22 protein-coding genes and 1 riboswitch are annotated in these 24,738 nt (G+C 67.5%); of the genes, 16 read left to right on the top strand and 6 right to left on the bottom strand.

All coding sequences use genetic code 11. From position 1 onward, the window contains the following. Window positions 1–10 precede the first annotated feature (10 nt). Genes HUW62_RS02120 through HUW62_RS02105 form a run of 4 tightly spaced genes read left to right on the top strand, consistent with a single transcriptional unit; the run spans window position 11 to window position 3,404 of the window. Window positions 11–247: an acyl carrier protein gene (locus HUW62_RS02120; protein WP_163867504.1), complete on the top strand. Its 237-nt coding sequence runs from the start codon at window positions 11–13 to the stop codon at window positions 245–247. Further along, entirely contained in the window at window positions 244–999 is a 756-nt protein-coding gene (locus HUW62_RS02115; protein ID WP_163867503.1) for an SDR family NAD(P)-dependent oxidoreductase, read from the top strand. The genes HUW62_RS02120 and HUW62_RS02115 overlap by 4 nt, the downstream gene beginning before the upstream one ends. Next, window positions 996–2,006, top strand: a complete 1,011-nt coding sequence (locus tag HUW62_RS02110; RefSeq protein WP_163867502.1) for a 3-oxoacyl-ACP synthase III family protein — start codon at window positions 996–998, stop codon at window positions 2,004–2,006. The genes HUW62_RS02115 and HUW62_RS02110 overlap by 4 nt, the downstream gene beginning before the upstream one ends. A gap of 18 nt (window positions 2,007–2,024) precedes the next feature. Further along, window positions 2,025–3,404 carry a class I adenylate-forming enzyme family protein gene (locus HUW62_RS02105; RefSeq protein ID WP_176433423.1) on the top strand — a complete coding sequence of 460 codons (1,380 nt, stop codon included), beginning with the start codon at window positions 2,025–2,027 and terminating at the stop codon, window positions 3,402–3,404. On the opposite strand, the gene HUW62_RS02100 is transcribed toward HUW62_RS02105, so the two are convergent. Then, window positions 3,380–4,321 (bottom strand): LysR family transcriptional regulator, encoded by a 942-nt coding sequence (locus HUW62_RS02100; RefSeq protein WP_163867500.1) that lies wholly within the window; start codon window positions 4,319–4,321, stop codon window positions 3,380–3,382. The two genes, HUW62_RS02105 and HUW62_RS02100, sit on opposite strands and share 25 nt — an antisense overlap. Before the next feature lie 120 nt (window positions 4,322–4,441). Here HUW62_RS02100 and HUW62_RS02095 point away from each other — a divergent pair, with 120 nt between their 5' ends. Continuing rightward, on the top strand, window positions 4,442–5,119 hold the full coding sequence (locus tag HUW62_RS02095) for a type 1 glutamine amidotransferase domain-containing protein (RefSeq protein WP_368670323.1): 678 nt from the start codon (window positions 4,442–4,444) through the stop codon (window positions 5,117–5,119). A 97-nt stretch (window positions 5,120–5,216) separates the two neighbouring features. Further along, window positions 5,217–6,557: a hypothetical protein gene (locus HUW62_RS02090; protein ID WP_176433421.1), complete on the top strand. Its 1,341-nt coding sequence runs from the start codon at window positions 5,217–5,219 to the stop codon at window positions 6,555–6,557. Between the two features lie 57 nt (window positions 6,558–6,614). On the opposite strand, the gene HUW62_RS02085 is transcribed toward HUW62_RS02090, so the two are convergent. Then, entirely contained in the window at window positions 6,615–7,154 is a 540-nt protein-coding gene (locus HUW62_RS02085) for a hypothetical protein (protein WP_163867497.1), read from the bottom strand. Window positions 7,155–7,324: 170 nt separating this feature from the next. Further along, a riboswitch (S-adenosyl-L-homocysteine riboswitch) is annotated at window positions 7,325–7,394 on the top strand. A gap of 87 nt (window positions 7,395–7,481) precedes the next feature. Here HUW62_RS02085 and ahcY point away from each other — a divergent pair. Together ahcY and HUW62_RS02075 are read left to right on the top strand one after the other, a co-directional pair. Continuing rightward, window positions 7,482–8,912, top strand: coding sequence for an adenosylhomocysteinase (gene ahcY, locus HUW62_RS02080; protein ID WP_163867496.1), 1,431 nt, complete (start codon window positions 7,482–7,484; stop codon window positions 8,910–8,912). Between the two features lie 370 nt (window positions 8,913–9,282). Then, window positions 9,283–10,347, top strand: coding sequence for a hypothetical protein (locus tag HUW62_RS02075; RefSeq protein WP_176433420.1), 1,065 nt, complete (start codon window positions 9,283–9,285; stop codon window positions 10,345–10,347). A 48-nt stretch (window positions 10,348–10,395) separates the two neighbouring features. Here HUW62_RS02075 and HUW62_RS02070 read toward each other — a convergent pair whose 3' ends face one another. Both HUW62_RS02070 and HUW62_RS02065 read right to left on the bottom strand, forming a co-directional pair. Continuing rightward, on the bottom strand, window positions 10,396–11,124 hold the full coding sequence (locus HUW62_RS02070; protein WP_163867494.1) for a double-CXXCG motif protein: 729 nt from the start codon (window positions 11,122–11,124) through the stop codon (window positions 10,396–10,398). Between the two features lie 3 nt (window positions 11,125–11,127). Continuing rightward, on the bottom strand, window positions 11,128–11,793 hold the full coding sequence (locus HUW62_RS02065) for a TIGR02269 family lipoprotein (RefSeq protein WP_255203180.1): 666 nt from the start codon (window positions 11,791–11,793) through the stop codon (window positions 11,128–11,130). A 473-nt stretch (window positions 11,794–12,266) separates the two neighbouring features. On the opposite strand from HUW62_RS02065, the gene HUW62_RS02060 reads away from it, so the two are divergent. Genes HUW62_RS02060 through HUW62_RS02050 form a run of 3 tightly spaced genes read left to right on the top strand, consistent with a single transcriptional unit; the run spans window position 12,267 to window position 16,160 of the window. Beyond that, window positions 12,267–14,549 carry a patatin-like phospholipase family protein gene (locus tag HUW62_RS02060; protein ID WP_176433418.1) on the top strand — a complete coding sequence of 761 codons (2,283 nt, stop codon included), beginning with the start codon at window positions 12,267–12,269 and terminating at the stop codon, window positions 14,547–14,549. Window positions 14,550–14,601: 52 nt separating this feature from the next. Beyond that, a complete protein-coding gene (locus HUW62_RS02055) occupies window positions 14,602–15,810 on the top strand; it encodes an extracellular solute-binding protein (protein ID WP_176433417.1) in 1,209 nt (402 codons plus the stop codon). Window positions 15,811–15,836: 26 nt separating this feature from the next. Beyond that, a complete protein-coding gene (locus HUW62_RS02050; protein WP_163867490.1) occupies window positions 15,837–16,160 on the top strand; it encodes a hypothetical protein in 324 nt (107 codons plus the stop codon). 160 nt (window positions 16,161–16,320) lie between these two features. Here HUW62_RS02050 and HUW62_RS02045 read toward each other — a convergent pair whose 3' ends face one another. Further along, window positions 16,321–17,886, bottom strand: a complete 1,566-nt coding sequence (locus HUW62_RS02045) for a hypothetical protein (protein WP_163867489.1) — start codon at window positions 17,884–17,886, stop codon at window positions 16,321–16,323. Between the two features lie 379 nt (window positions 17,887–18,265). Between HUW62_RS02045 and HUW62_RS02040 the strand changes: the two genes are divergently transcribed. The 3 genes from HUW62_RS02040 (at window position 18,266) to HUW62_RS02030 (ending at window position 21,663) form a co-directional block, all read left to right on the top strand. Beyond that, window positions 18,266–19,642 carry a hypothetical protein gene (locus HUW62_RS02040; RefSeq protein ID WP_163867488.1) on the top strand — a complete coding sequence of 459 codons (1,377 nt, stop codon included), beginning with the start codon at window positions 18,266–18,268 and terminating at the stop codon, window positions 19,640–19,642. A gap of 88 nt (window positions 19,643–19,730) precedes the next feature. Further along, window positions 19,731–20,675, top strand: coding sequence for a type 1 glutamine amidotransferase domain-containing protein (locus tag HUW62_RS02035; protein ID WP_176433416.1), 945 nt, complete (start codon window positions 19,731–19,733; stop codon window positions 20,673–20,675). A gap of 31 nt (window positions 20,676–20,706) precedes the next feature. Then, window positions 20,707–21,663, top strand: coding sequence for an AraC family transcriptional regulator (locus HUW62_RS02030; RefSeq protein WP_255203176.1), 957 nt, complete (start codon window positions 20,707–20,709; stop codon window positions 21,661–21,663). Window positions 21,664–21,687: 24 nt separating this feature from the next. On the opposite strand, the gene HUW62_RS02025 is transcribed toward HUW62_RS02030, so the two are convergent. Beyond that, window positions 21,688–22,608, bottom strand: coding sequence for a hypothetical protein (locus HUW62_RS02025; protein WP_176433414.1), 921 nt, complete (start codon window positions 22,606–22,608; stop codon window positions 21,688–21,690). Between the two features lie 245 nt (window positions 22,609–22,853). Here HUW62_RS02025 and HUW62_RS02020 point away from each other — a divergent pair, with 245 nt between their 5' ends. Together HUW62_RS02020 and HUW62_RS02015 are read left to right on the top strand one after the other, a co-directional pair. Further along, a complete protein-coding gene (locus tag HUW62_RS02020; RefSeq protein WP_176433413.1) occupies window positions 22,854–23,768 on the top strand; it encodes a M12 family metallopeptidase in 915 nt (304 codons plus the stop codon). Between the two features lie 411 nt (window positions 23,769–24,179). Further along, the gene (locus HUW62_RS02015; protein WP_163867484.1) at window positions 24,180–24,731 is read left to right on the top strand and encodes a hypothetical protein; all 552 of its coding nucleotides are present in this window, start codon (window positions 24,180–24,182) and stop codon (window positions 24,729–24,731) included. The last annotated feature ends 7 nt before the right edge of the window (window positions 24,732–24,738 follow it).

The following is a 24,738-nucleotide window of genomic DNA, read 5'->3' as shown; positions in this document are numbered from 1 at the left end:
GCGCCACGACATGGACCTGCTCGAACGCATCAAGAAGGCCCTGCTCAGCGCGGGCATGGAGGAGCTGCCCTCGGACACCTCCGAGAGCCTCGTCACACATGGCATGGACAGCCTGATGATGGTGCTCGGTGTCGCCGCGCTGGAGAAGGAGCTGTCGCTGCGCATCTCCGGCAAGGACTTCTCCGAGCAGGCGTTCCACAGCCTCGACACCCTGGAGACCTGGCTGCGCGAGCTGGGCGCCACATGAGGGTCCTTGTCACCGGAGGAGGCTCCGACATCGGCCGCTCCATTGCCCGGCGACGGCTGGCCCTGGGGGACGAGGTGTTCGTGACGGCCTCCTCGGAGGCCTCGCTGGAGCAATGCCTTGCGCGATATCGCGAGGAAGGGCTGAAGGCCCAGGGCCTGGTGCTGGACCTCGCGGCTCCTGGACTCAGCGAAGAGGCCCTGCGCGGTCTGCTGGCGGGGGGCCTTCAAGGACTGGTGCTGAATGCGTGGACACGGCGACCTCCCCTTCACCGTTTCCACGAACTGCCGCAAGCGGCGCTCGAAACAGACGTCACCGCGAACCTGATGGGCAATGTCTGGCTCTTGCGCCGCCTGCTGCCGTCGATGCTCGAAGCCCGTCGGGGCCGCATCGTCTTCATCTCCAGTGTCTCCACGGTCAGCGGCACGGGGCGCTATGGCGCGTACATCCTGTGCAAGTCCGCGCTGGAGGGACTGATGCGCAACCTGGCGGTGGACTACGGCGCGTTCAACGTCCTGTGCAACACCGTGCGGCTGGGGCTCTTCAAGACGACGCGCACGAAGAAGTACTGGTCCCGTCCCCACTACGTGGAGCGGATGGGTGGCGTCATTCCACAAGGGTCGCTGGGCGAGCCCGAGCACGTCGGTGAAGCGCTCGACTCGCTGCTGTCCGAGCACCAGTACATCAACGGCGCGGTGCTGGACGTCACCGGGGGCCTCCCCATGGTCCGACTGGAAGGAGTGTTGAAGCCATGAGCTTCCTGAAGCCCACCGCACCGGTGTACCTGCTCGGCCCTCGCTCGTGGCTGCCCGCGAAGGTGATGACCAACCAGGACGTGCTCGACTGGATGGGGACGCGCGCGCGGCCCAGTTGGATTACCCACCGGACCGGCGTCGAGAAGCGGCACTGGGTGGAGCCGGAGCAGGCGTGCAGTGACGTCGCGGCGGCGGCGGCCCTGCGGCTGCTGGAGGACTACGACATCGACCGGCGGCGCATCTCCCAACTCCTCCTGGCCACCGTGTCGGGAGACTTCCCCACCCCGCCGACCTCGCCGCTGGTGCTTCCCAAGCTGGGCCTGGATGGCATTGGCGTGTTGGACCTGGTGGCCGCCTGCGCGGGCTTCACCAGCGCCGTCCACGTCGGCGCGGGACTCGCGCTGGCCACGGGGAGCGACCATCTGGTCATCGCCGCGGACATCCGCTCCAAGTTCCTCAACCGCGAGGACCTGGCGACGACGGCCCTGTTCGGCGACGGGGGCGCGAGCTGTCTGGTGACGACTCGTCCCGAGCAGGCCGACTATCAGCTCATGGCGAGCGAACTGGGCGCGGACGCGTCCATGGCGGACATCATCGCCATCCGCGCGGGAGGCTCTCGCCTGCCTCATCATCTGAACGACGACCCGACCAAGGTCTTCCTCAAGATGGAGCATGGGGCCACGCTGTTCATGAAGGGCGTGGACAACATGTCGGCGGGCGCGGCCTCGCTCTTGCGGCGGCTCGGCATGAGCGTGGCGGACGTGGACTGGTTCGTTCCCCATCAAGCCAACCTGCACCTCATCCGAGCCATCACCGACAAGCTGGGGGCGGACCCCGCGAAGGTGGTGGAGACCGTCCAATTCACCGGCAACACGTCGGGGGCCAGCGTGGGCATCGCGCTCGCACACCTCCAGGAGAAGCTCCCGCTGCGCTCGGGGCAGAGCGTCCTGCTCATCTCCGCGGGAGCGGGAGGCGCGTCCGCCTGCGCGCTGCTCAAGCGCCTCTAGCCACGAAGGCAGCCCGACATGAACCTCGCACACGCGTTCTCCCGGGCGGATGACGCCCCCGCTCTCATCCTCGGTGAGGAGACGCACTCCTTCGCCGCGCTCCGACGCGAGGTCGAGGCCCTCAAGGCGCGCCTCCCCGACAGGCCGTCGGCGCTCACCATCCTGAGGTTCCGCCGGTCGCTCGCGTTCGTCACCCGCTTCCTGGCCCTCTACGAAGCAGGGCATCCACTGGCCGTGTTCGCGCACGACTGGACGGACTCGGAAGTCGAGGCGCGGCGAGCGAGCCTCGGGGACTGCTTCGAGCTGGATGAGAACCTGTCCATCTCCTGGCGAAGCGGACGGACCGAGCCACTCCGCCATCCGGAGACCGCCGTCGTCCTGTTCACCTCCGGGAGCACGGGCGCGCCTCGGGCCGTGCAGCTCTCCCGGAGGAACATCGACGCGAACGTGGCCGCCGTCCTCACGTCGCTCGACTTCGCGTCGGTGTCCCGCCAGACGCTGTTCCTTCCGCTCTCCTACTCCTTCGGGCTGCTCGGGCAGTTGCTCCCCGCGCTGGCGGCGGGCATCCCCACTCACCTGCTCGCAAACCTGGTCGAGCTCAAGCGACTGCTCGATGAAGGACGCTTGCAGGGGATGATCAGCGGAGTCCCCTCCCACCACGAGACGCTGCTGCGATTGCTGGGGGACGGGCCCTCGAACACGCGAGCCGTCACCCACGTCGTCTCCGCTGGCGCGGCGCTGAGCCTGGAGCTGCGCCAACGCCTGACACGGGCCTTTCCCGCCAGCCGCGTCTACACCTGCTATGGCCAGACGGAGCTGGCGCCTCGGGTGCTCTGTCTGCGCAGCGACCACCCGGCCTTCTTCTCCTCCGCCACGGGCTTCCCGGTCGGCGGGCTCACAGTGAAGCTCACCTCCGAGGGCGAGCTCTGTGTGCGAGGCGAACAGGTGATGTTGGGGTATCTGGGGGCACCGGAGGCCACACGCGAGAAGGTCCGCGAGGAGGGCTGGCTCCACACGGGCGACGTGGCGGAACTGAGTCCCACGGGCCTGGTGACGCTCCTGGGGCGCAACGATGAGCTGCTCAAGGTCGGCGGGGAACGACTGAGCCCGCTCGAAATCGAGGCCGTCCTGCGCATCCTGCCGGGGGTGACGGACGCCGCCGTGTCGGGCCGCGAGGACGCCTTGTATGGAATGACACTCACGGCCTTCCTGCGCTTCGAGCCTGGCACCACCAGCCCTCACAAGCGCGAGCTGCGGCAGACCCTGCGCGAGCACCTGTCCCCGCACAAGGTCCCCACCGAGTTCTACCGGGTGGAGCAACTCCCACGAACGTCGAATGGGAAACTGCAACGCGCCCGGCTGACGGAGTGTATTCACCCCGAACGGCGCCTCGGCTGAGCCTCCGTCCCCTGTCCGTCCAGAAGCCAGTCACGCACCGCGAGGAAGCGGGCGGTGGGAGCGGCGGCGCGGCGCCAGGCCACCCAGAGCGTGCCCCAGGGACGCCGAGGCGAGCGCCGGCCCACCTCTGGCGTGAGCGCCACGACGCGCCCGTCGCGCACGGCGGGGTCCACCAGATAGTCGGGCAGCACCGTCACGCCCACGCCGGCCTCCGCCAGCGCCAGCATCTCATCCAGGTTGGCGATGCGGCACACCACCTGCGCGGGCAGCGGCTCCTTCGGGCCCAGCGTGGTCCGCCACCATGGACCGAGCATCGCCAGGTCCGCGTCGAAGGCGATGAAGCGATGGGCCCCGAAGTCCCGGGCACTGCGAGGCGTCCCCCAGCGCTTCAGGTAGGCGGGCGAGGCCACCGCCACGAAGCGCTCCTGCGCCACCTGCCGGACCTCCAGCCCTGGTGCCTCGGGCAGGAGCCCGACGATGCCCAGGTCCAGTTCTCCCTCGAGCAGTCGGCGAGCGATGCGGCTCGGCACATCGAAACGGACCTCCAGCCGAAGCTCGGGGTGTCGTGCCAGGAGGCCCGGCAGGCGCGGGCGCAGCCAGTGCCGGAAGAAGGGCCAGGGCCCACCGAGCGACACCTCCCCGCGCACGGTCCGCTGCGCCTCGGAGGCTTCCTCCAGTGCGGCGTCGAGGGCGGGCAGGTGCTCGCCCAGACACGCGACGAGCGCCACTCCGGCGGGGGTGAGTCGAGCCCGTCGCCCCACCCGCTCGAACAGGGCCACGCCCACCTGTCGCTCCAGTACCTTGAGCTGCTGTCCCACGGCGGAGGCGGTGATGCCCAACCGAGCCGCCGCGGCGGCATGAGTCCCCGCGCGACTCACCTCCCACAGCGTCCAGAGCGCCTCGCGATTGCCAAGCATGGCTTCACTTTATGTGAAGACCCTCTCGGTTTTCTGGGGATGGGCGCGGGAGTACTTCTTCACTCCGTTGGCCCCTCATCCCGGGGCCGTGAGGAGCCCGCCATGGAAGCCCTGACCGCCGTGAAGGTCCTGCTGATTGTCACCAGTCATTCTCAGTTCGGAGATACCGGGGAGCGGACGGGCTTCTGGCTCGAGGAGCTGGCCGCGCCCTACGCGCAGTTCTCGCAGGCCGGCGCCCAGGTGGACATCGCCTCGCCCCAGGGAGGCGCGGCTCCCGCGGACCCGCGCAGCGAGAAGGAGTCGACGGAGACGACGCGGGCCTTCCTCGCCGACGCCCAGGCCACGAAGAAGCTGGCGCGCACGCTCACGCTCGCCGAGGTGAAGGACACCTACGACGCCTACTTCGTGGTGGGCGGGCACGGCGTGATGTGGGACCTGGCGAAGCACGTCCCCCTTCACAAGCTGCTCTCCACGGGCTACGCGCGCGGCGCCGTCATCGCGGCGGTCTGCCATGGCCCGGCGGCGCTGGTGGGTGTGAAGGGCCTGGATGGCAAGCCGCTGGTGAACGGCAAGCGTGTGGCGGCCTTCAGCAACGCGGAGGAGAAGGCGGCGAAGTTCGACGCCATCGTCCCCTTCCCGCTGGAGACGCGGCTGCGCGAGCTGGGCGCGCGCTACGAGTCCGGCCCGTTGTGGAAGAGCTTCGCGGTGCGCGACGGACGGCTCGTCACAGGCCAAAACCCGGCATCGTCAGCGGAGACGGCGCGCGAGGTGCTCCGAGCCCTGAAGGAGAAGAAGTAGCCCCCGACGACAACGCGCCGCGAGCCCACCGGCGGGACTGGAGTGCCGCTTCATGATGACGGTGGGCGGGCTCCTCGCTGCGCCGTAGAGTCCGGCAGTGAATCCTTCACCGGAAGACCTCGCGGCCCTCTCATCCGATGTGGATGACACCTTTCGCCTGAGACTCGCGCAGGCCCTGAGTGAGCGAGGCGACCCACGAGGTGAGTTCATCCAGGTGCAGTGTGCGCTCGCGAAGATGAAGCCGGAACCCTCCGCGCAGACGCTTCGGGCACGAGAGGCCTCACTGCTCGCGGAACACGAGGCGACGTGGCTCGCGGAGCTCGGGTTGCTCCCGGGTGATGCCGTGTTCGCGCGCGGGTTCGTGGACCGCGTCACGGTGGATGCAAGCCGCGCCCATGGCGTCTACGCGCGGCTCATCCGTCAGGAGCCTGTTCGCGCGCTGGGCCTGCGCGTGGACCTCGGAGGCTCCGAAGAGCAGCTCCCCCTCCTCCTCGAGGAAATCCGCCACACTGGCTTCGCGCCATCGCTGGAGCGGCTCACCCTCGACCGGAAGAACTACTGGGACGTCATCCATGACGATGAGCTGGAGCTTCGTCGGCAGGGCACGAAGCTGCTCGGGCTCTCGCTCGACCTCGACGACTTCGGCCGCGCCGACTCGGGGCTCGCGCTGCTGGACATCGCGCTCACATCGCCTGATGCGGCGCTGCTCGAGACGCTCGGCATCAAGCTCACCGGCCGGGGTTCGAATCCCCTGGAAGCGCTCCTCCAGACACTGGAGCGCGCGGGAGCTCGCCCTTCGCTGCGCGAGTGGACCCTGGAGTTCTCCTGCCCCAATGGGAGGGAGTGGATCCGCTGGGTCCAGTTGGATTCACTCTCACGCCTCCTGGCCCTGTACCCGAAGCTCCAGACCCTGGTGCTCCCGATGACGGAGCTTCAGGCCGTGCACGTCGAGCATCCCGAGCTGCGCGAGCTCTCCCTTCACTGGCTGGGGCTCATCCCCTGCGGCCCCTCGGACCTGTCGCAGTGGAAACCCGCGCCCGTGCCCAAGGGCACCGGACTCCAGTTCCTTCGGGAGGCACACCTCCCCAAACTCGAACGGCTGCACATCGATTTTCAATACGAGTGGTACATCGCGTGGACCCCCGAAGACCTGGCGCCGCTCTTCGAGGCGAAGGGGCTGCCCTCCCTTCGTCAGCTCGAGCTGCGCAACTGCGCGTTCGGCGACATGCTGTGCCACGGGCTGGTCCGCATGGAGCACTTCCCGTCACTCCAGGTGCTCGACCTGACGGGAGTCATCCTGACGGACGAGGGCGCCGCGACGCTCACGCGGCATCGCGACCGCTTCCCACGCCTGAAGCAACTGGTCTGCGGACCCTGGGGACTTTCCGAGTCCGCCTGGAACGCGCTGGAGAAGCGCTACCCCGTCACCGTCCCTTGAAAGGCCCACGGGCCAGGCACACGCGAACCACCGCGGCCTGGCCCGGGATGACGCGGACTAGCTCCCCGACGCCCGCACCGTGCCACCGCTCGCCCAGTGGTCCACCGAGGCGTGCGACGCGGTGCTGTCGAGCAGCTCCGCGAGCAGCTTCGGGTTCGCCACTTCGTCCGGCTCGAAGACACCCAGCAGCGCCAGCTCCGGCTTGGCGTCGCCGTAGTGCTCCTCACCCACGGTGAGGAAGCTCGGGGTGTAGCTCGCGCCCACCAGGCCGCTCACCAGCGGGGCGATCTTCATCGACGCGCCATGCGCGTGCACCGGGCCGGCGGGAGCGCCGTTGCCCTTGACGAGGCCGATGTCGTGGCCCAGGAACCGGACCTCGAACGCCTTCGAGTCATCCCAGTGCGGAACCTGCTCGATGACGAGCGTCAGGCTGCCCTCGGACTTCGCTCCGGCGTCCTGGTTCGCCTTCTCAATCAGCCCCTTGAGGGTCTCGAAGACCTGGGGAGCGAGGCCGGCCCAGCGCTCGCGACGGGCAAAGGCCGCCCGGATGTTCTCGTTGATGGCCTTCAGAGATGCTCCAGCGCTTTTCGACGACATTGCGACCCTCGGAGGTTGTTGGAAGGCGGCGATGCTGCCTCCCCCCTGGCGGCCCTGTCCAGCACTCGACACCCCTCTCGGCCCGCGGGGGTGCCCCCGCCCGTCGGCCCGCCGGCCTGGGGGGCAATCTCCCTTTGAAATTCGCGGCGGCTTCTCGTAGTTTCGCCCGTGACTTCGAGGAGTGTTGCGAGGCCTCAGGCCCCAGGCTCGAAGCGCGGTACCCAACGGCACTCACCTGGACGCGTTGCTTGCGAGGGTGGGTCCGCTTTTTGGCGGCTCGGGAGTTCCTCGCCAGCTCGCGCCGCAACCATCAGCAGGAGCCATGCCATGACCGCTGTTCCCCAGACCCAGAAGCAGGACCACGCCGTCGCCGACCTGTCGCTCGCCGCGTGGGGCCGCAAGGAAATGCGTATCGCCGAGAGCGAGATGCCCGCCCTCATGGCCATCCGCGAAGAGTACGCGAAGCAGCAGCCGCTGAAGGGCGCGCGCGTCACCGGTTCGTTGCACATGACCATCCAGACGGCCGTGCTGGTGGAGACGCTGCAGGCCCTGGGCGCCGAGGTGCGCTGGGCGTCGTGCAACATCTTCTCCACGCAGGACCACGCCGCCGCCGCGCTGGTCGCCGCGGGCACGCCCGTGTTCGCCCACAAGGGCGAGACGCTGAAGGAGTACTGGGACTTCACCCACCGCATCTTCGAGTTCGGGCCCGCGGGCAGCGACCACGAAGGTCCGAACATGATTCTGGACGACGGCGGTGACGCGACGCTGCTGATGCACCTGGGCAAGCGCGCGGAGAAGGACGCGAGCCTGCTCGCCTCGCCCCAGAGCGAGGAGGAGCGCGAGCTGTACGCCTCCATAAAGGCGAAGCTGGCCCAGGACCCGACCTGGTACACGCGCAAGGCGGCGAAGATTCTCGGCGTCACCGAGGAGACGACGACGGGCGTGCACCGCCTCCAGGAGATGTCCGTGAAGGGCACCCTCCTGTTCCGCGCCATCAACGTCAACGACAGCGTGACGAAGAGCAAGTTCGACAACCTGTACGGCTGCCGGGAGTCGCTGGTGGACGGCATCAAGCGCGCCACCGACGTGATGGTCGCCGGGAAGATCGCCGTCGTCGCCGGCTACGGAGACGTGGGCAAGGGCTCCGCGCAGGCGCTGCGCGCGCTGTCCGCCCAGGTGTGGGTCACCGAAATCGACCCCATCTGCGCGCTCCAGGCCGCGATGGAGGGCTACCGCGTCGTCACCATGGACTACGCCGCGGACAAGGCCGACATCTTCGTCACCGCCACGGGCAACAAGAGCGTCATCACCCATGACCACATGGCGAAGATGAAGGACCAGGCCATCGTCTGCAACATCGGCCACTTCGACAACGAAATCGAGGTCGCCTCCCTGGAGAAGTACCAGTGGGAGGAGATCAAGCCGCAGGTGGACCACATCATCTTCCCGGACAACAAGCGCATCATCCTGCTCGCCAAGGGCCGGCTGGTGAACCTGGGCTGCGGCACCGGCCACCCCAGCTACGTGATGTCCAGCTCCTTCGCGAACCAGACCATCGCGCAGATTGAGCTGTACTCGCACAGCGACAAGTACCAGGTGGGCAAGGTCTACGTGCTGCCCAAGCACCTGGACGAGAAGGTCGCCCGGCTCCAGCTCAAGAAGCTCAACGCGCAGCTCACCGAGCTGACCCCGGACCAGGCGTCGTACATCGGCGTGGAGAAGAGCGGCCCGTACAAGCAGGACACCTACCGCTACTAGGCGGAACCCCCGCTGGAGCGCGAACCCGTGGACGGTTCGCGCTCCGGCGTCAAGGCGGCTCCCGCACGTCAATCACCACGACGCTCAAGGCCAGCGTTCAACGGTGTATCCGCCGGAACGGACGATGAGCGCCGGCGCATCCGCGCAGCCCATGCTGTCGGACAGGTAGCAAACCTTCCCGTAGAAGCGAGTCCCGGGGAGCAACCGCCCGTTGCCGGTCATTGTTCATGCATTCCGTGAACACGCCCACCACGTCCGCGCCAAGCGTGAACCAGGCCCTGTCTTCAGCTCCGTAGCGGTTGTCGAGCATGGGCCCCAAAGACTCACGGCTGTTTCAATGGACAGACGTGCCGTAGGGTTCTTTCCCACCATGGACCCCAACGACAGTCTCCTCGGGCATCTGGCCACGCGTCTCAGCACCCACCCCGAGAACGTGGCCACGGAAGCACTCGCATTCATCTTGCGCCGACACGAGTACCTGCGGCGGGCGGTCCTCCGCTTCATGGAGAGTCTGGGCGCCCCTCCGCCCCAGGTGGTCTCCTTCACGACGCAGCGGAGCGAGGAGAACGCCGCTCGCCCGGACCTGCGTGGCGCCGACGAAAGTGGAGCGCCGGTGCTTTTCATCGAGGCCAAGTTCTGGGCGGGTCTCACCGATAAACAACCGGTGACCTATCTCCATGCACTCCCTTCCGACAGGCCCACCGCACTGCTCGTCCTCGCACCGGAAGCCAGACGCCAGATGCTCTGGAGAGAGCTGCGGCTGCGCTGCGAGGAAGACCTTCAACAGAGATCCCCGTTCGACGTGGGTCCCGAGCGGCCTGCTGTCCTGCAAATGGGTCCCCAGAAGGTCCTGGTGCTGGCCGCATGGCAACCATTCCTGGAGAGCCTCCAGAGCACGGCCCGAGCACAAGGGGATCACGCCTCCTCGGAGAACCTGAATCAACTGCTGGGGCTTTGCACCCGAGAGGACACCACGGCGTTTCTTCCGCTCCGCCAAGAAGACCTGTCCGCGGACATCGGCCGGCGAATCTACCAGTTCGGCGCCCTGGTCGACGAAATCTGCGAAGCAGCCGTCGCCGCCAAGGTCTGCAAGAAGGGAACGAGCGGAGGCAGCAGGATGTCTTACTGGCGCACCGTCCAAATCGAGGGCCATGACTTCTACCTATTCTTGAGCCCTTGGCGGTGGCACACGCTCGCGGAGACCCCCCTCTGGCTGGAGTTCCCCAGCCAGACGGAGTCCTGGAATCACCTGCTGGAAGCGCTCAGCCCACTGGCGTTGCGAACACCTTCGATGATTCTCCGAGACCCAAGCAACAGCGACACGCCCCTCATCCCACTGCACCTGAAGCTCGGCGTGGAGCATCACGAGGTCGTCCAGACGGTTGTCGACACACTCCGAGGCATCAGGGATTTGATTGTGGCGAAGTCCGCCTGACAGGCGGAGCGGAAACCAGAGGACGACTGAATCCCGCGAGCACCCAGTTCATGCGGGCGGGGCGACATCGGACCGCTTCTCGGCCCCTGGGGCGCCACTCACATCGAGCGCGACGACGTCGGACTCTTCCAACTGCCGCTCAAGCCGCTCGACAACACGCTCGCTGACAACCACCACACTCGCTGTTGCTCGAGCGAAATCGGCCGATGGAGGAACCGCCAGGCGCCGCATCTCGGGCGGAGGAAGAACCCAACTGGCACGTCCACAGGTCTTGCATGGTTTGTGGCCGTCCTCGCCGACCAGCTTGCCGCCCGGCATCACCTGCAACTCGAGCAGTTCACCGTCGCTCCGGGCACGCCGGAAAGCTGCTGGCACGGGAACAACCCCCGTCAGTCCGTCAAGACGCCGCACGACGTCCGGTCGCACCAGCAGCGTCCACGGCATGTGGACGCTCACGGGGCCGAACCGTCCCTGTGCTCGCCCCGTCAACGGGCCAAAGCCCGACCCCGGCGTCACCACCGCGCCGGGCGGAACCAGCGGCAACACGCTCGCTCGCAGCCCCGTGAATTCGGCCCAAGGGACGCACCGGGGGCGCTCAAGCGCCTTGGCCTCCCTCCCCAGCTTCGACAAATCCACTGCTGGGTAGTCATAGCCTCCTCCTCCCCACGTGCTCCCGCACGTGGAGCACGAAACGCCGGGCAGGTGCCAGCGCCTGCCCATGTCGTACCCGCCACTCCACCGCACCTTTTCGCGTTCCTGCAGCGTGTAGTACCGCATTGCTCATTCTCCAGCGGAGTACAGCCGCAGGGTCTGCCAGTACGTCATTGGCACTCCGATGAGCCCATACTTTGAAATCATCCGCCCCCCCTGCTTGAAGTGGTCGTCGCGCGTGGCCGTAAACCTGTTCGCATCAATCCACTTCCTCCAGTCCCGATTCCACGGGCCACCATTCCCGCCCGCGTGGACTCGCTGGTGTTCCTCGACCGCGACCAGCAGAGTGTACTGGTGGATGTTGATGCCGACGAACTCGAAGTACCCCGCGAAGGCGCGGGGGAAGATGTGGTGACGCTCCTTCGGCCGCCTCGTCCACTCGGCGATGGCCTTCCGCGCCGCCTTGACGCTCGGCAGCTCCTCGCGCTGGTACCACGGGATGACGAAGACGGGCAGCCGCCCTGGTAACGGCACTGCGCCACCCCAGTACCGCTGAAGGCGGGCTGTAGTGCCGCCGGCCTGCGCGGGCGGAAACCGCAGTGCGAGCGGAGGCGACGCGAGGTCCTCGCATCGGAACAGCCCACACTCTGCTTCGCCACAGGACGGGGCATAGCAGCCCTCCTCGGACTCCCCCGCCGACTGTGCACAGGACGCCGCAGAGTCCTCCAAGCTCGCGGCGAGCAAATCGCCGCTGCCGATGTGTTCCGGCGCTCCGGCGCAGCCAGCGGAGAACATGAGCAGAACAGCCCACCACCTGAGCGTCGGCATGAGCCCCCCTGGACACGCTGCATCGTGGGCATGCAGATGTACCGTCAATGCGTGCCATCACAGCTTGCGCTCGCCTTACTGCTTTTACCAGTCCCGTAACCGTGGCGAACTCCTCCGCCGCCGGCGCGTTGGTGACGAGCTGCTCGTCGAGGACCTGGTCGTGGGCCAAGCGCGCGATGGTGGACCAGCGAGAGAAGGGACGAAGACCCGAGCTCCAGGGCCACTCCCGTCATCCCACTGAACCTGAAGCTCGGCGTGGAGCATTACGAGGTCGTTCAGGCGGTTGTCGACGCATTCCAAGACCTCAGGCATTTGATTGTGGCGAAGCCCGCCTGACAGGTGGAGCGGAAGCCAGGGGACGACGCGACACTCGACAAATGGGGGCTTGAGTCATCGAAGGATGATGCGCCCCGACCAGCGGGGGCCTACGGTCCGCGGCCATGGGTTCCGTCGCCACCTCGACCGCGCTCGTTCTCGCGTGCGCGCTGCTCCTCATCACCCCACCGGCGAAGTCCCAGCCACTCGACCCGGACGCCCCGCCGATTTCGGCGGTCTCCCTCACCGTGAGCGGAGGCGTGTCCCTGGGCGTGTACGAAGCGGGCTTCCTGTACTACGCGCTCGCCTCGTCACGGGGGAGCCAACGGGTGGACCTCCGCCTGCTCACGGGCGCCTCCGCCGGCAGCCTCAACTCGCTGCTGGCGGTGATGGCCGCCTGCGGCGCCGAAGCGCCCTCTCCCGAGAAGTCCCTGTTCTGGCGCACCTGGATTCCCATCGGGTTCGACCGCCTCTTCATCCCCTCCTCCACGTCCCCGCTGGGCATCTTCTCGCGCGATGCGCTGGAGCACGGCGCGACCGGAATCGAAGAGGTGTGGAAGAAGGGACTGACTCCCTCGTGCGATGTGGTGCTCGGCGTCTCCACCACGCGCGCGGAGCCCCGGGTCCTCTGGGCCGCGAACGACCGCCTGCCACTGCCGCGCATCGAAGAGAAGTTCGCCATCCGCATCCAGGGCCGGGGCCCCGGCAAGCCTCCGCGCGCCACCAACTACACCACGCCCGGCAGCCGCCGCATGGAGCCGCTGCTCGTCACGGATGAGCAGGGCGAAATCCCCTTCGAGCACCTGCGAAACCTCATCCTCGCGTCGATGTCGTTCCCCGTGGCCTTCCCGCCCCACGAGCTGCCCACCTGCGAGTCAAGCAGCTCCAAGGCCACGCCTCCGGTGTGCCCCCAGGAGAAGGCCGGGACGGCGCGGTACATCGACGGCGGCATCTTCGACAACGCGCCGCTGCGGCTGGCGGTGGGGCTCGCCAGGGATGGCCTGCGGGCCTCCGACGGCAAGCTGCGCTGGCGCGACGTCCCCACGCCCGGGGTGCGCGACACGCCCAAGGGCATCACCTTCGCGTTCGTCGACCCCGACGCCACCGAGTACCCCTCCCTTCCGCCCGCCGAGGCCCGGTCGGCGGCGACATCCCTGCCGGTGGAGCTGGCCGGGCTCATCGCCGCCCTCGTGGACACGGCTCGCTCGAAGGAGCTGGCCCTGTTGCTGGAGGAGGAGCCCGAAATCGCCCGCCACCTCATCCTGCCGCGTCGGCACTTCCCGGCGGCGAGCGCCCCGCTCTTCGCGTTCCTGGGCTTCTTCGAGACCGAGTTCCGCACGTTCGACTTCTACCTGGGCATGTACGACGCCCGCAGGATGCTGGAGGACGTGGCGGACAGGAGCACGCGCTTCGCGGAGCCCATCGGCGAGCCCGCGGAGGAGCCCGGCGGGTGGGCGCCGTTCACCTGCATGCGCGCCGTCTACGATGGCGCCTCGGACGCGACGAAGGCCTGCCAGGGAGACGCGCTGGCGGACTTCCGCGCGCTGCTCCAGGTGTCCCTGGACCAGCTCTACTTCGCGTGCGGCACCGCGAAGAAGGAGACCGAGGGCGCAACCTGGCGCAACCGGCACTGTGACCGCGCCATGGCGGGACACCCTCCGCCCAGGGTCCCCGGCGTCGCGCCGCGCCGCTGGCCGGACTGGAAGAAGGGCGAGAAGGAGCCGGAGCTGGACTACTCGATGCGACTGCTCGGGGCCTATGGCTTCCATTTCCGCGACCTCGGCGTGGAGCAGGGGCGCGGAGACCTCGCCATCGTCCGCATCCGCGAGTCCATTGGAAGCGCCCTGCACCGGCTCACCTCGGCGCAGTCCGGCGCGGACAAGCAGGTGGTCGGCTTCGCGGGAAAGCTCGCGGCGGACAGCGTGGCGTTCGCGCCTCCGGACACCGTGCTGCACTTCACCATGGGCCCCACCCAGAGCGAGGTCGGCCTGAGCCTGGGCGCCTTCGCCTCCAAGCTCCCCACGGGCCTGCGCTTCGCCAGCGCCATCGGCTTCCGGGGACTCGAGGACGTGTTCTCCTCCGGAGGTGGCGAGTCCTTCTCCGCGGCGCTCGTGGGCGGACTCGAATACCGGCCGCGCACGGACCAGTCCTTCCTCGCGCAGAGCCGCTTCGGGCTGCGCGCGGGATGGATGTTCAGCGCCAATGACCGCTATGGGACACAAGGCTGCGAGGGACGCGGCGCCAGCCGGGTGACGGCCTGCTCGCGCCCCGTCGTCCAGGCGCTCGCGGGCATGGCCTTCCTGGAGCGCTTCCGCGTCCAGCTCGTCGGCGAGTGGTATCCGGGCACCTCCCACCGCAAGACGCTCTGGTCGGTAGCGCCTGGCCTTGGCGTGGAACTCGCGCTCTGACCCGTGGCACGCTCCGGCTCCTTTCGAAAGACATTCCCAAGGAAGCCACGCCATGCATTGGAGAGCCCTGCTCTGCCCCGTCGTCCTCGCCCTGAGCGCCTGCTCGGAGTCACCCGACCCCACGCCCACGCCTCCCCGGCCCCTGAAGGCCGTCCTCTTCCCCTACATTCCAGACGCTGCGGGAGATGGCTTCGCGGGCCTCAAGCAGCGGCTCGAGGCCGACTTCGAGCGGGAGCACACGGACATCGACCTGGACATCGTGTTCGACTCGAACCTGGACCTCTATGACCTGGACGAGGGCGGCACGATGAACCAGTTGCTCGGCCAGGGCACGGGCGCGGCCCAGGTGGTGGAGGTGGACACGCTGGTGCTCGGCTCGCTCGCGTCGAAGGGCTGGATTCAGCCCCTGTCGTTCGAGGTGGGCCCCTCGTATCCCGCCGCCGAGGAGGCCGTGCGGCTCTCGGGTGCGAGCTACGGCACGCCCACCTATCTCTGCACCTACGTCGTCTACTCACACAGCCCCCAACTCCAGACGGCCACGGATGCGGCGTCGCTGGTGCGGGTCCTCCGTGACGTGGCGCCCGGCAAGCGGCCCCTCGCCACGAACTTCGACGGGAGCTGGACGCTGCCCTCCTCGTATCTGGATGCCTGGGCCGACACGCATCCGGGCGCGTCCCTGTCCACCGCCATCTCCCTGCCACTGGACTCGCCCGCGGTGGCGTCCTTCAAGACAGTCGTCGACAGCTGCTCGCTCGAGCCGGGCATCAACCCGTGCATGGATGGAAGCTACGACAGCAATACCGTGGCGGAAGAGGCCTTCGCGACGGAGCAGGCCAATGGCTTCATGGGCTACACCGAGCGCCTGTTCTACATTCGCCAGGCCCGGCCCACCCAGCCGCTCCCGGCGGTCATCTCGGTGCCGCTCGGCACGGGCTCGGCGCCCGCGGTCTTCGTGGATGCCCTGGTGCTCAACGCGAACTGCACGGGGACGTGCGCGGAGGATGCCCAGGCCTTCATGACGTACATGAGCGACCCCGAGGTGCGTGGCCTCATCGCCTTCAGCGAGGACGCCCCGTTGGGGACGACTCCCCGCTACCTGCTCCAGGCCAACCGCGCCTTCTACCAGCAGGAGCCCGCGCGCTCGGACCCCATGTACCAGAAGTATGAGCCGCTCCTCGGCGGCGCCCGGCCCTACCCCAACCAGGGCTTCCCCGAGAACAGGCGGGCGATGCAGTCCGCGCTGAAGGAAGATCTGCGATAGCGCTCACCCCTCACCAGGAAGTCACCATGCGACTGTCCCTCATCAGCCTGCTCTGTCTCGCCTCCTTCACCGGCTGCGGAGACGACGAATCCAAGGTGCCGAACTCCTCGCTCGCCGCCTGCTCGTTCACCGACAAGTGCGCGAGCGCCGACGAGGCCTGCTACGTCAGCCAGGTCTGTGGACCGCCCGTTCCGGATGAGGAGCTCTATTGCCAGGAGGAGAAGGGCGACCGGAAGTGTCACCGCCGCTGCGAGGGCAATGCGGCCTGCGGGCCCGGAGAGTCGTGCCAGGAGGTCGAGTGGGCCAATCGCGGGGACACGCTGAACTGGGCCTTCTTCTGCATCAAGTGACGGAAAGTCCGTAGCAGGTCAGCGGCTGGTCGCTGGCGGTGGTCACCCTGCCGCGGCCCGCGGCGGTGTGGGGTGTGGTTGCGCTTCAACGGGGCTGCGAGTCGAGAATGACCGGCGCGAGAAATCTTCCCGCCCTCGCGAGCCCCAGCGCCGCCACCCCTCAGGGGCCGCAGGGGGATTGCATGTCCAATCCCAGGTCCAGATAGGCGCGGGCGCCGCTCTTCCAGAACTTCTTCATGACGTGCTCGGCGTTGGGCATGGAGTGGTCCGCGCCACACACATCCACCTTGATGGCCCCCGAGTAGAGGTTGAAGTCCGCCTGGTCCAGGAAGTCGAGGTTGGTGTCGGTGGAGGACATGTGGCAGGTGCGGCAGTAGGGCTTCACGACGCCTCGGTAGAGCCCCAGTCCCTTCTGCTTGGTGTTCGTCCAGTTGGGAGGCACATAGGTGTCATTGGCCACCGCCGTGACGTCGGAGACCAGCTTGGGCGCGTAGGTGCCCTCGATGAACTCGCGGATGCCGTCAGAGGGCCCCGTCAGGGTGACCAGGTGATTGAGGCGCCGCAGGGCGTCCGCCTGGGCTGACTGGGTGAAGCCCGTGGCGGTGGAATAGCGGAAGCTGAAGACGTCGAAGGGGAGGAATTGCGCCCGCCCCACCACGGAGTTGGTGGCCGCGTCATAGTTCGCCTTGATGCCATGGCATGACAGACAGTTGCCGGGCACGAAGGTGTTGAAGCCGGTGTTGTCGAGCTTCGCGGTGGGCGTCAAGACGCCCGCGGCGTCGTACACCATGAACTTCACGCTGTTGGCGGCGTTGGCGGGGGGCGTGAACGTCATGGCCACGGTGGCGAAGGAGTTCGTCCGGGCCACCGCGTCCTGGAGCGCGGAGGCGGAGCTGCCACCGAAGATGGGCTCGCCGTCGAGCACGCCGTAGTTCCTCACGTAGCAGGCCAGGCCTACCTGTGACGGGGGGACCGCGAACGGCTTGCAATGCATCTCCCGCCCCAGTCCCAGGTCCCCGTCGTTGTAGTAGGTGGCCGTGACATCGCCCCCAGCGGCGAAGCCATAGATGGAACGAAAGGCCTCCAGCGTCCCCGGCGCCTGGATTTGCGCGTAGTACTGCTGCGTCTCCGCGGCGCCCAGTCCCGGCGACTTGCGCCCCAGGAACTCGGGCCTCTGCGCGATGGGCCGGTCCACGGGGTTGAGCCGCGTGGACACCAGCGCGGAGCGGTTGAGGCCCAGGCCCTGACACTCGGTGCCCAGGGTGTTCCAGGGCTGGGTGGCGTTCTGGGTGAAGCAGTCCGCGTAGGTGATGTCGTCGAACGTGTAGAGGACCGTCTGCCCATCCGGGTCCATGGCGACGGCGCGCACCTTCACCAGTCCGCCCGAGGGCCAGCGCGCGGAGAAGAGGGAGTTGGGGACGGGCGCGGCCGTGACGCTCCAGTGGTAGAGGGGCTCGGGGCGGTTGAACGGAGTGGGCGTGGTGGTGGTGATGGACGTGGCGAACTGCTGCCAGTTCGACTCCACCGTCGGGTCCAGATGGGGCTCCCTCAAGACCTGGAGGGACACGGGGGTGCTCGGCTCGGGGTAGTAGCCCTCGAACAGGAACGTCTCGCCAATCACCGAGTCCCCGGTGGTGGTGCCGTTGTGAGGCCCCGTCATACAACCCGAGGCGGCCAGCAACGCGAGGCAGGACAACACGAGGCGCCGGAACGAGAGCGGCGGCATGGTCGGAGCTCCTTCACGGAAGGCACCCGAAATGGGTCGCTTCCTCCCGAGGAGAACGAGCAGGCCTCCGAAAGCCCCTCACCCACCCGCGTCGAATCTTCACGACCGGTGACACCGCGTGACGACTCTCCGAGCCCGCACATCGTCCTCGGGCTGACGGGAGCACCGCGGCTCGCGTAGCGCCAGGACGCACCAGCGTCGGCCCTGGACGCAACCGGCGGGGAGGCGAGCTGCCTGCGGGCTTCCGGTGGACCGCGCAGCGCCGAGTCAGCCCCTGCGACAGCTACCGGCACGGTGGCTGCAAAGTGCGCCCGCGCGACCGTGACCCCGAATCACCGCGCTGTCGCGGCCCCCTCCCCCCCGGTGACAACGAGGCAGCATGCTCATCAAGTGCCAGAGGTGTCATCAGAACGCGTTCGTCTTCAGCTTCGAGAGCAGGAAGGTCTGCAGGAAGTGCAGCGCCCTCATCGCCGGGAGGCGACCCAAGCAGGACGACTACAAGTACCAGGGCAGCAAGCTGGACCACCACAAGCGAAGGGTCGGCCAGGCCTCCACGCGACTCACCGGCGTCTCGAAGGGCCGGCACAAGCTCCGGCGCACCCAGTCCGCGGAGTCGTTGTCAGATATCTCGGGGGGAGTCTTCGAGACGGAGATGACCATCGAGACGCCCACCGTGGTCGACGACACGGCGCAGTACGTCCCGCCCAGCGTCATGCGCATGCAATGCATGACGCTCTTCATCCCCTTCGATGCGGGGAACAACTTCTACCGGAACAACGCGAAGCAAGGGACCTTCCAGGCGGACTTCGTTCCCCTGGGCAACAACATCTTCGCACCCAGCTCGAACCTGGCGGCGACCCAGGCGCTCCCATCGTTCAACACCAAGCCCTATCCCGGTCAGCAGGTCTTCGAGGCCAAGTCGACGCCCCTGGATGAATCGGAGATCCTGGCCGGCTACAACAACATCGTGCTCAAGCACATCATGGCGTGCACGAACTCCGTGGAGTGGAAGCGGCTCCATGCCGCCAGCCCCATCGACGTGCATGTGCAACTGAGCCGGCTCGTTCCCGAGGTCATCTTCCTCTCGGAAGAGCTCAAGGACGCTCCGTTCCCCTCAGTCCTCCAGCCCTGCCCTGAGCTCAAGTACCGGAAGGTCGGCAGCATCCGCGCGCTGCTCGACCCTCAGGTCGACGCGAAGAATGAGATCGCCGCCTACGTGCTGATCGACGAGAAATACATCACCCAAGTCATGTACCACGCGAGGACGCTCGTCCGCCCGGGCGTCAAACACGATGAGAAGTGGCTCTGCGTCCAGAAAATCGTGCCCGAGTTCCGCGTCTATTTCGAAGTCGCCGGCGTTCACCTCGACGCGGCCTACACGGGCTTCTCGTCCCCCACCAAGAAGCAGGAGGCGCTCGAGGAGGTGGGCCAGTTCGCACGGGACAACGAGGTCGACGCGCTGCTGGGTGACCTGAACATGGACTCGTTCGAGCTGAACGGCGGGTTCTTCCCGAACCGCTTCTCCTTCGAGTCCGTCTCGGACAACACCATCAAGCCCGTCTATACGCTGTCCCACTCCAACACCAATGCGAAGAACAACTACATGGGTGGGTTGATTGCCAACAGCGCGCAGGTCGCGACCGAGTCCATGAACCTGAGAGGCGAAGACACGGTGTCGCTGTCCCGCACCCTGGATGGGAAGTTCTACTCGGACCATCCCGCCATCATGGCGAACTACTTCAAGTCGTTCGCCTGAGGCCCCCGCGCGGATTGGCGCATTCGTTCAAGCCCGAGCGTGCTCGCGCCCCTACCCTGGCGATGAAGCTGTCACCAGGAGGACTTGCATGGATGCCCCCGGTTCGCCCCCGTCTGCCGCCTTCCGCGTCGGGAGGACGCTGACGTGGTGGTTCGTCTCACTCGCGCTCGCCTGCTTCGCCGGCGCGTGCGGCTGTGCCACGACGCCCACCCGTCGTCTCGTCTTTCCCTCCGCCCCCCTCCCGCCCGCGGAGGTCCAGGCGCCCGGGGCGGTGCTGATGATCCTCTCCGCCGCCTCCGAGCAGAAGCTCGCGGATGGCAGCACCCGCCCGACGGGCGTCTTCCTGAATGAGTTCTATGAGCCCTACCGAGCGCTCGTCGACGCGGGCTACGAGGTGGTGCTCGCGACGCCGGGCGGGCAGAGGCCCGCGTTCGACCCAGAGGGCCTGAAGCCGTCGTACTGGAAGGAGCGCCCCGAGGCGCTCGCTGAAGCCCAGGCCCTGGTGGCAGGGCTTCCCCAACTCCAGACGCCGCTTCCCCTGGCGGAGGCCCGAGCGCGCGCGGAGACGTTCCAGGCCCTCCTCATCCCCGGAGGACAGGGCGTCATGGTGGACCTGCTCGACAACGCGGAGTTGCACGGCCTGCTCGTCGACTTCGGGGCGACCGCCCGCCCCGTGGGGCTCGTGTGCCATGCACCCGCGCTCCTGGCGCGACTGCCCGCGGAGCAGAGTCCCTTCTCGGGGCGGCGCGTCACCTCCGTGTCTGGCTTCGAGGAGTGGTACATCGAGACGTTCGTCATGGGCGCGCGCGCACAGGTGCGAGGCATCGGAGACCAGCTCGACGAGGCGGGCTATGCACATGAGACGGCGTTCCCAGGCCGTTCGCGTGCCGTGAGAGACTGCAACCTGGTGACGAGCCAGAACCCCTTCTCCGGCGCTGACTTCAATGCGCTCTTCCTCGCCGCGCTCACGGACTGGCGCAACGCGGGGCGGTGCGAGCTGGAAGCCAGCACGGCTCCGGACGCCGCTCCCTGAGGACCTGCTGACCATGGAGGACCAAGGCGTCATGACGAGCGCGGCCCTGAGTGCCGTGCTGAAAGCCGTCGTCGCGCGGGACTACCCGGGGATTCCCACCGAGGGTCGCGACAAGGTCGCCATCCTCCAGGACGTCATGGACGCCCATGGGTGGCGCCCCGTGCTGGAGCTCGGCCGGGCGCTGCGGGCCCTGTCCTCACACCCCGTGCTGCGCGCGCTCTGCGCGGCGCGGACGCCCCTGCAGACGGTGGAGCGGTGGAGCACGCTCGAGCGCTTCATGCACTCCCGGCACCGGACACGACTCGTCGAGCATGACCTCGCTCGCGCCCGGATGACGCTGCGCCACGTGGCCATCGACGGCGGGCGGATTCGCGTCGTCAACGACCTGTTCATCTGGGGCGTCCTCATCGCCATCCTGGAGACCGCCGGCTTCACGGGATTGAAAGTGTCGCTCGCGTCCGCCTCCGGCGCGGCCGTCGTCATCCACGGTGGGGCTTCCAGGCTCGCCCCCAGGAAGCTGCCCGCGGTCACCGACGTGGCCACCTTCTCGTGGAAGCCCGCGCGGCGGGCTCCCGCGCCCGTGAGCGAAGCGTCAACGAAGGGAGCGACAGGACAGGTTCGCGACCGACTCCAGCGGCTCATGGTCGGCGACCTGTTGCACTCCTGGACGCTCGTGGAGAGCGCGCAGCGGCTCGCCCTGTCCCGCCGCACCCTTCAACGCGCCTTGCAAGAGGAAGGGACGACGTTCTCGGAGACGCTGCAGCGCTCGCGGGTCGACGCCGCGCAGGGGCTGCTGGGCGATTCGAGCCTGACGCTCACGGACGTCGCGTTCTGCACGGGATTCTCCGACCAGGCGCACTTCACCAGGACGTTTCGCAGATACAACGACGTTCCTCCCTCCGCGCTGCGAGAGCTGATGCGCTCCGCCGGCTCCCTGCGACTCAGCGATGGCCCAGCAAGGCGAGGCGGAGGGCCCGCCACCAGGTAGAAGCGATTGAGCCTGGAGGTCGCCTCACGGCCTCAGGATGGCGGCATCGAGGATGAGAGCATTCTCCGCGCAACCGTCCCGCAGGGCGCGCTCGTCCCCGGGAAGCACCACGTCCAGGACCTCCAGCCGGTAGTCGCGGTCCCCCAGCAGGAGGTCCGTGACGAGGTCGTGCGGGAGCCCCGGGTGGTGGAGGGGATTGGGCGCGGCATGGAGCTCCATCCAGGTGTTCCAGATCTCCTCCGGGAACGGAGCGCGCAGGTGGTCATTCTCACGGAAATACACCTCGGGCCGGCCCAGCTTGACCAGGTAGTCGTCGAAGAACTCCGCCGGAGGGACGACACGTCCCTTGCCGTATCGCTCCCAGGCGGGCGTGAAGCCCGCGAGGACGAAGGCCTCGTCCGCGTCACGGACGGACTCGTAGTAGGGGAGCGCGAACCGCCAGTCGGCGGGCAATGCATCGAGGTTGTCCAGCGAGGCCTGCCCGGTGCTGATCTGCGCCAGGAACTGGTTCACCGCGGCCTGGAGTCCCCTCCACACCATGAGTTCACCCGTGTCCGGCTCGAAGAGGCCCTCGGTGCTGTCGGAGAGCCAGGCGCTGAGGCTGTAGGCATCGGCGTAGCTCTGGTAGATGCGGTACTCGGAATACTGTCGCTCCAGCCCCTCGAACACCTCGGTGACCCAGGCACGGGTCATCCCGCAGGCGTACCAGTCACCGTTCTCCCGGGAGTCGAGCATGACGGAGACGAACCGCGCGGCGTCCTGGGCTTCTTTCGCGGCCCGGGACTTGTGGTCCAGGCGGGTGGAGAGCACCCGGTCATGAGCAGAGAGGCGTCGGACATGCTCGTAGCAGGAGTCTCCATCGAGGGGTGGCGTGACGGGCTCCCCCTCTGAGTGACACGCGAACAGTGCCAGACAGAGAGGAAGGACGACGTTCCTGGAGCTCATCGATGATGTCTCCGGGTTCATGAAGGAGGAGCCTGCGTGCTCCCGTCCCGTCGCGCAACCAAGGCACGGGCGCGCGAACCGCCTTCAAACCAAAGACAGACACCGGACTCACGATTCAAGTCCAGCCTCACGGGACAACATCACTCACACCATCAGTCCCCAGGCGCACGGAGCCACGGGCCAGCGCGTGGCTGTCCCAGGGGGTGATATGACCGCGCTGCTGCGTCCCTTTCCCGGAGCCCTTCATGAAGTCTGCATTCGCGAAGTCGCTGTGCCTTCTTCCCTGGGTCCTCGCGACCGTCCTGGCCTGTGGCCCCGAAGCCGAGGAGGCTGCCTCTGGCCCCAGACTCAGGCCAGGTCAGCTCATGGACAGCGACCGGCTTCAACTGGCCCAGGTGGAGGCGTTCGGGGAGGCGGAAGCACTGGACGTCCCAGTGGTCGAGCGCAACGGCCTGCTCCTGCTCGATGGAGATATCCTCGTGGGCCGCGCGTCTGAGAGCCCGAGCGCGCTGAAGCAAGCCCTGGAAGTCTCCCAGTTCAATGGCATTCCCCAGGGCAGCCTGCGCTGGCCGGAGGGGAAGATTCCCTACGTGGTGTCCAATGTCTTCACATCGGCCCAGGAGAAGATGATCACCCAGGCCATGAAGGAGATCAAGGACAGGACAGGGGTGCGCTTCGTCCACCGCACCGACGAGAAGGACTTCGTCAGGATCATCAAGACGAAAGATGGTTGCTATTACGATGCGGGCCCGGGCAGGGTGGGCGGCGTGCAGGAGCTGTCACTCATGGACACCCAGCAGGCGAGCTGCTTCTATCACGACATCATCATCCACGAGCTGCTGCACGCCGTCGGCCTGTGGCACGAGCAGTCTCGCTACGACCGGAACCAGTTCGTGCGCATCATCTGGGACAACATCCAGAAGGGCCGAGGGCCGCAGTTCCAGATCGTCCCCGCCTCGCGCTCCGACGTCTACGATACCGAGTACGACTACCGCTCCGTCATGCACTACGACAAGAACGCGTTCGGAGTCACCAATACCGCCATCACCATCAGGACCAAGGATGAGGACTACCTGAACGTCATCGGCCGCGTGGAGTCCATGAGCGCGAACGATGCCAGGAAGGTGAGGCGCATCTACCAGGACCTGCTCGAGCCCTGAGTGCCCACACGGCCCTCGGGCGACTCACACGCTCATCACCTCGCCCCCGCGTGCCGCTCATCCGCGCGCTTGGGGAGACATCACATGCCGCGTCCCCTGGGAACGCGGCGGCGTTCTCCCGAAACGCAATGTCTCTCGCCGGTGCGGGCGACAGGCCTGACGCACGGAGCGCTCCCGCCAGGGTGGCGACGGGATGAAGTGCTGGCGTGCGCCATGCACAGGTCCTCACGAGCTCCGGCGGGAGCCAGGGGCGTCCTCGCGAACCGCGAGCGTGCCGGGGGGAACTTCATCATGGCGATGCGCTGCCTGCAGTGTGGCCACACAGAGCAAGGGGATGACGCTCCGGTCTTCGGCCCTCCGGACGACGCTCCTCGGGCATCACCGAGAACCCGATGTCCCGAGTGCCGGGGCATGATGAGCCCCATCCTCATCTGCCAGCTCGCGCCCCGCGCCTTCTCGCCGCCCGTCGTGGCACCTCCACGCCCACGCCACATCCTCGACTACCTCCTGGTCGACGGACACATGGGTGACTATTCACCACCGCCCGTGGATGCCCTGGCCTGCCGAGGAGCCAACATCACCCTTCCTCAAGGCGACTACTTCACCCCCGCGAGGGGCTCGCTCGCGCGCGTCCACTACACCTTCGGCAACTGGAATGTATTCGTCCCGTGGCCCACGGTGTGGCTGCTTCGAGGACAGGCTTACTGCCCGGCACCGAATCGATATGGCTTCGCCCCTTCGGCGGAGTTTGGCGTACCGACCTTCTCGGGCGAGACATCACTGAGAACAGACCTGGTCCGCGTCGCGCCCTTCGCCTACCCGACGATGGGAGCCGGGCTCTATACGCCCGAGGTGGACTTCGTCCATGGCGTACCGGTGACGCAGAGCAAGTACGCGCAGGCCGCCAGGGCGATTCGGGAAGGGCTGTCCCTCGAGGCGGCGGTGGCGAAGTACCTTTCCTGAGACAAGG

This window comes from Myxococcus sp. AM011 (genome assembly GCF_013372595.1).
Classification (GTDB): Bacteria; Myxococcota; Myxococcia; order Myxococcales; family Myxococcaceae; genus Myxococcus; species Myxococcus eversor.
The sequence above is the reverse complement of the archived record's forward strand: the minus strand, read 5'-3'. Positions and strand labels throughout refer to the sequence as shown.

What these genes read in the sequence shown, in the direction of transcription:
- HUW62_RS02120 (WP_163867504.1), top strand. Translation starts at nt 11, where the DNA reads ATGGACCTGCTCGAACGCATCAAGAAGGCCCTGCTCAGCGCGGGCATG.
- HUW62_RS02115 (WP_163867503.1), top strand. Translation starts at nt 244, where the DNA reads ATGAGGGTCCTTGTCACCGGAGGAGGCTCCGACATCGGCCGCTCCATT.
- HUW62_RS02110 (WP_163867502.1), top strand. Translation starts at nt 996, where the DNA reads ATGAGCTTCCTGAAGCCCACCGCACCGGTGTACCTGCTCGGCCCTCGC.
- HUW62_RS02105 (WP_176433423.1), top strand. Translation starts at nt 2,025, where the DNA reads ATGAACCTCGCACACGCGTTCTCCCGGGCGGATGACGCCCCCGCTCTC.
- HUW62_RS02100 (WP_163867500.1), bottom strand. Translation starts at nt 4,321, where the DNA reads ATGCTTGGCAATCGCGAGGCGCTCTGGACGCTGTGGGAGGTGAGTCGC.
- HUW62_RS02085 (WP_163867497.1), bottom strand. Translation starts at nt 7,154, where the DNA reads ATGTCGTCGAAAAGCGCTGGAGCATCTCTGAAGGCCATCAACGAGAAC.
- ahcY (WP_163867496.1), top strand. Translation starts at nt 7,482, where the DNA reads ATGACCGCTGTTCCCCAGACCCAGAAGCAGGACCACGCCGTCGCCGAC.
- HUW62_RS02075 (WP_176433420.1), top strand. Translation starts at nt 9,283, where the DNA reads ATGGACCCCAACGACAGTCTCCTCGGGCATCTGGCCACGCGTCTCAGC.
- HUW62_RS02070 (WP_163867494.1), bottom strand. Translation starts at nt 11,124, where the DNA reads ATGCGGTACTACACGCTGCAGGAACGCGAAAAGGTGCGGTGGAGTGGC.
- HUW62_RS02065 (WP_255203180.1), bottom strand. Translation starts at nt 11,793, where the DNA reads ATGTTCTCCGCTGGCTGCGCCGGAGCGCCGGAACACATCGGCAGCGGC.
- HUW62_RS02060 (WP_176433418.1), top strand. Translation starts at nt 12,267, where the DNA reads ATGGGTTCCGTCGCCACCTCGACCGCGCTCGTTCTCGCGTGCGCGCTG.
- HUW62_RS02055 (WP_176433417.1), top strand. Translation starts at nt 14,602, where the DNA reads ATGCATTGGAGAGCCCTGCTCTGCCCCGTCGTCCTCGCCCTGAGCGCC.
- HUW62_RS02050 (WP_163867490.1), top strand. Translation starts at nt 15,837, where the DNA reads ATGCGACTGTCCCTCATCAGCCTGCTCTGTCTCGCCTCCTTCACCGGC.
- HUW62_RS02045 (WP_163867489.1), bottom strand. Translation starts at nt 17,886, where the DNA reads ATGCCGCCGCTCTCGTTCCGGCGCCTCGTGTTGTCCTGCCTCGCGTTG.
- HUW62_RS02040 (WP_163867488.1), top strand. Translation starts at nt 18,266, where the DNA reads ATGCTCATCAAGTGCCAGAGGTGTCATCAGAACGCGTTCGTCTTCAGC.
- HUW62_RS02035 (WP_176433416.1), top strand. Translation starts at nt 19,731, where the DNA reads ATGGATGCCCCCGGTTCGCCCCCGTCTGCCGCCTTCCGCGTCGGGAGG.
- HUW62_RS02030 (WP_255203176.1), top strand. Translation starts at nt 20,707, where the DNA reads ATGACGAGCGCGGCCCTGAGTGCCGTGCTGAAAGCCGTCGTCGCGCGG.
- HUW62_RS02025 (WP_176433414.1), bottom strand. Translation starts at nt 22,608, where the DNA reads ATGAGCTCCAGGAACGTCGTCCTTCCTCTCTGTCTGGCACTGTTCGCG.
- HUW62_RS02020 (WP_176433413.1), top strand. Translation starts at nt 22,854, where the DNA reads ATGAAGTCTGCATTCGCGAAGTCGCTGTGCCTTCTTCCCTGGGTCCTC.
- HUW62_RS02015 (WP_163867484.1), top strand. Translation starts at nt 24,180, where the DNA reads ATGATGAGCCCCATCCTCATCTGCCAGCTCGCGCCCCGCGCCTTCTCG.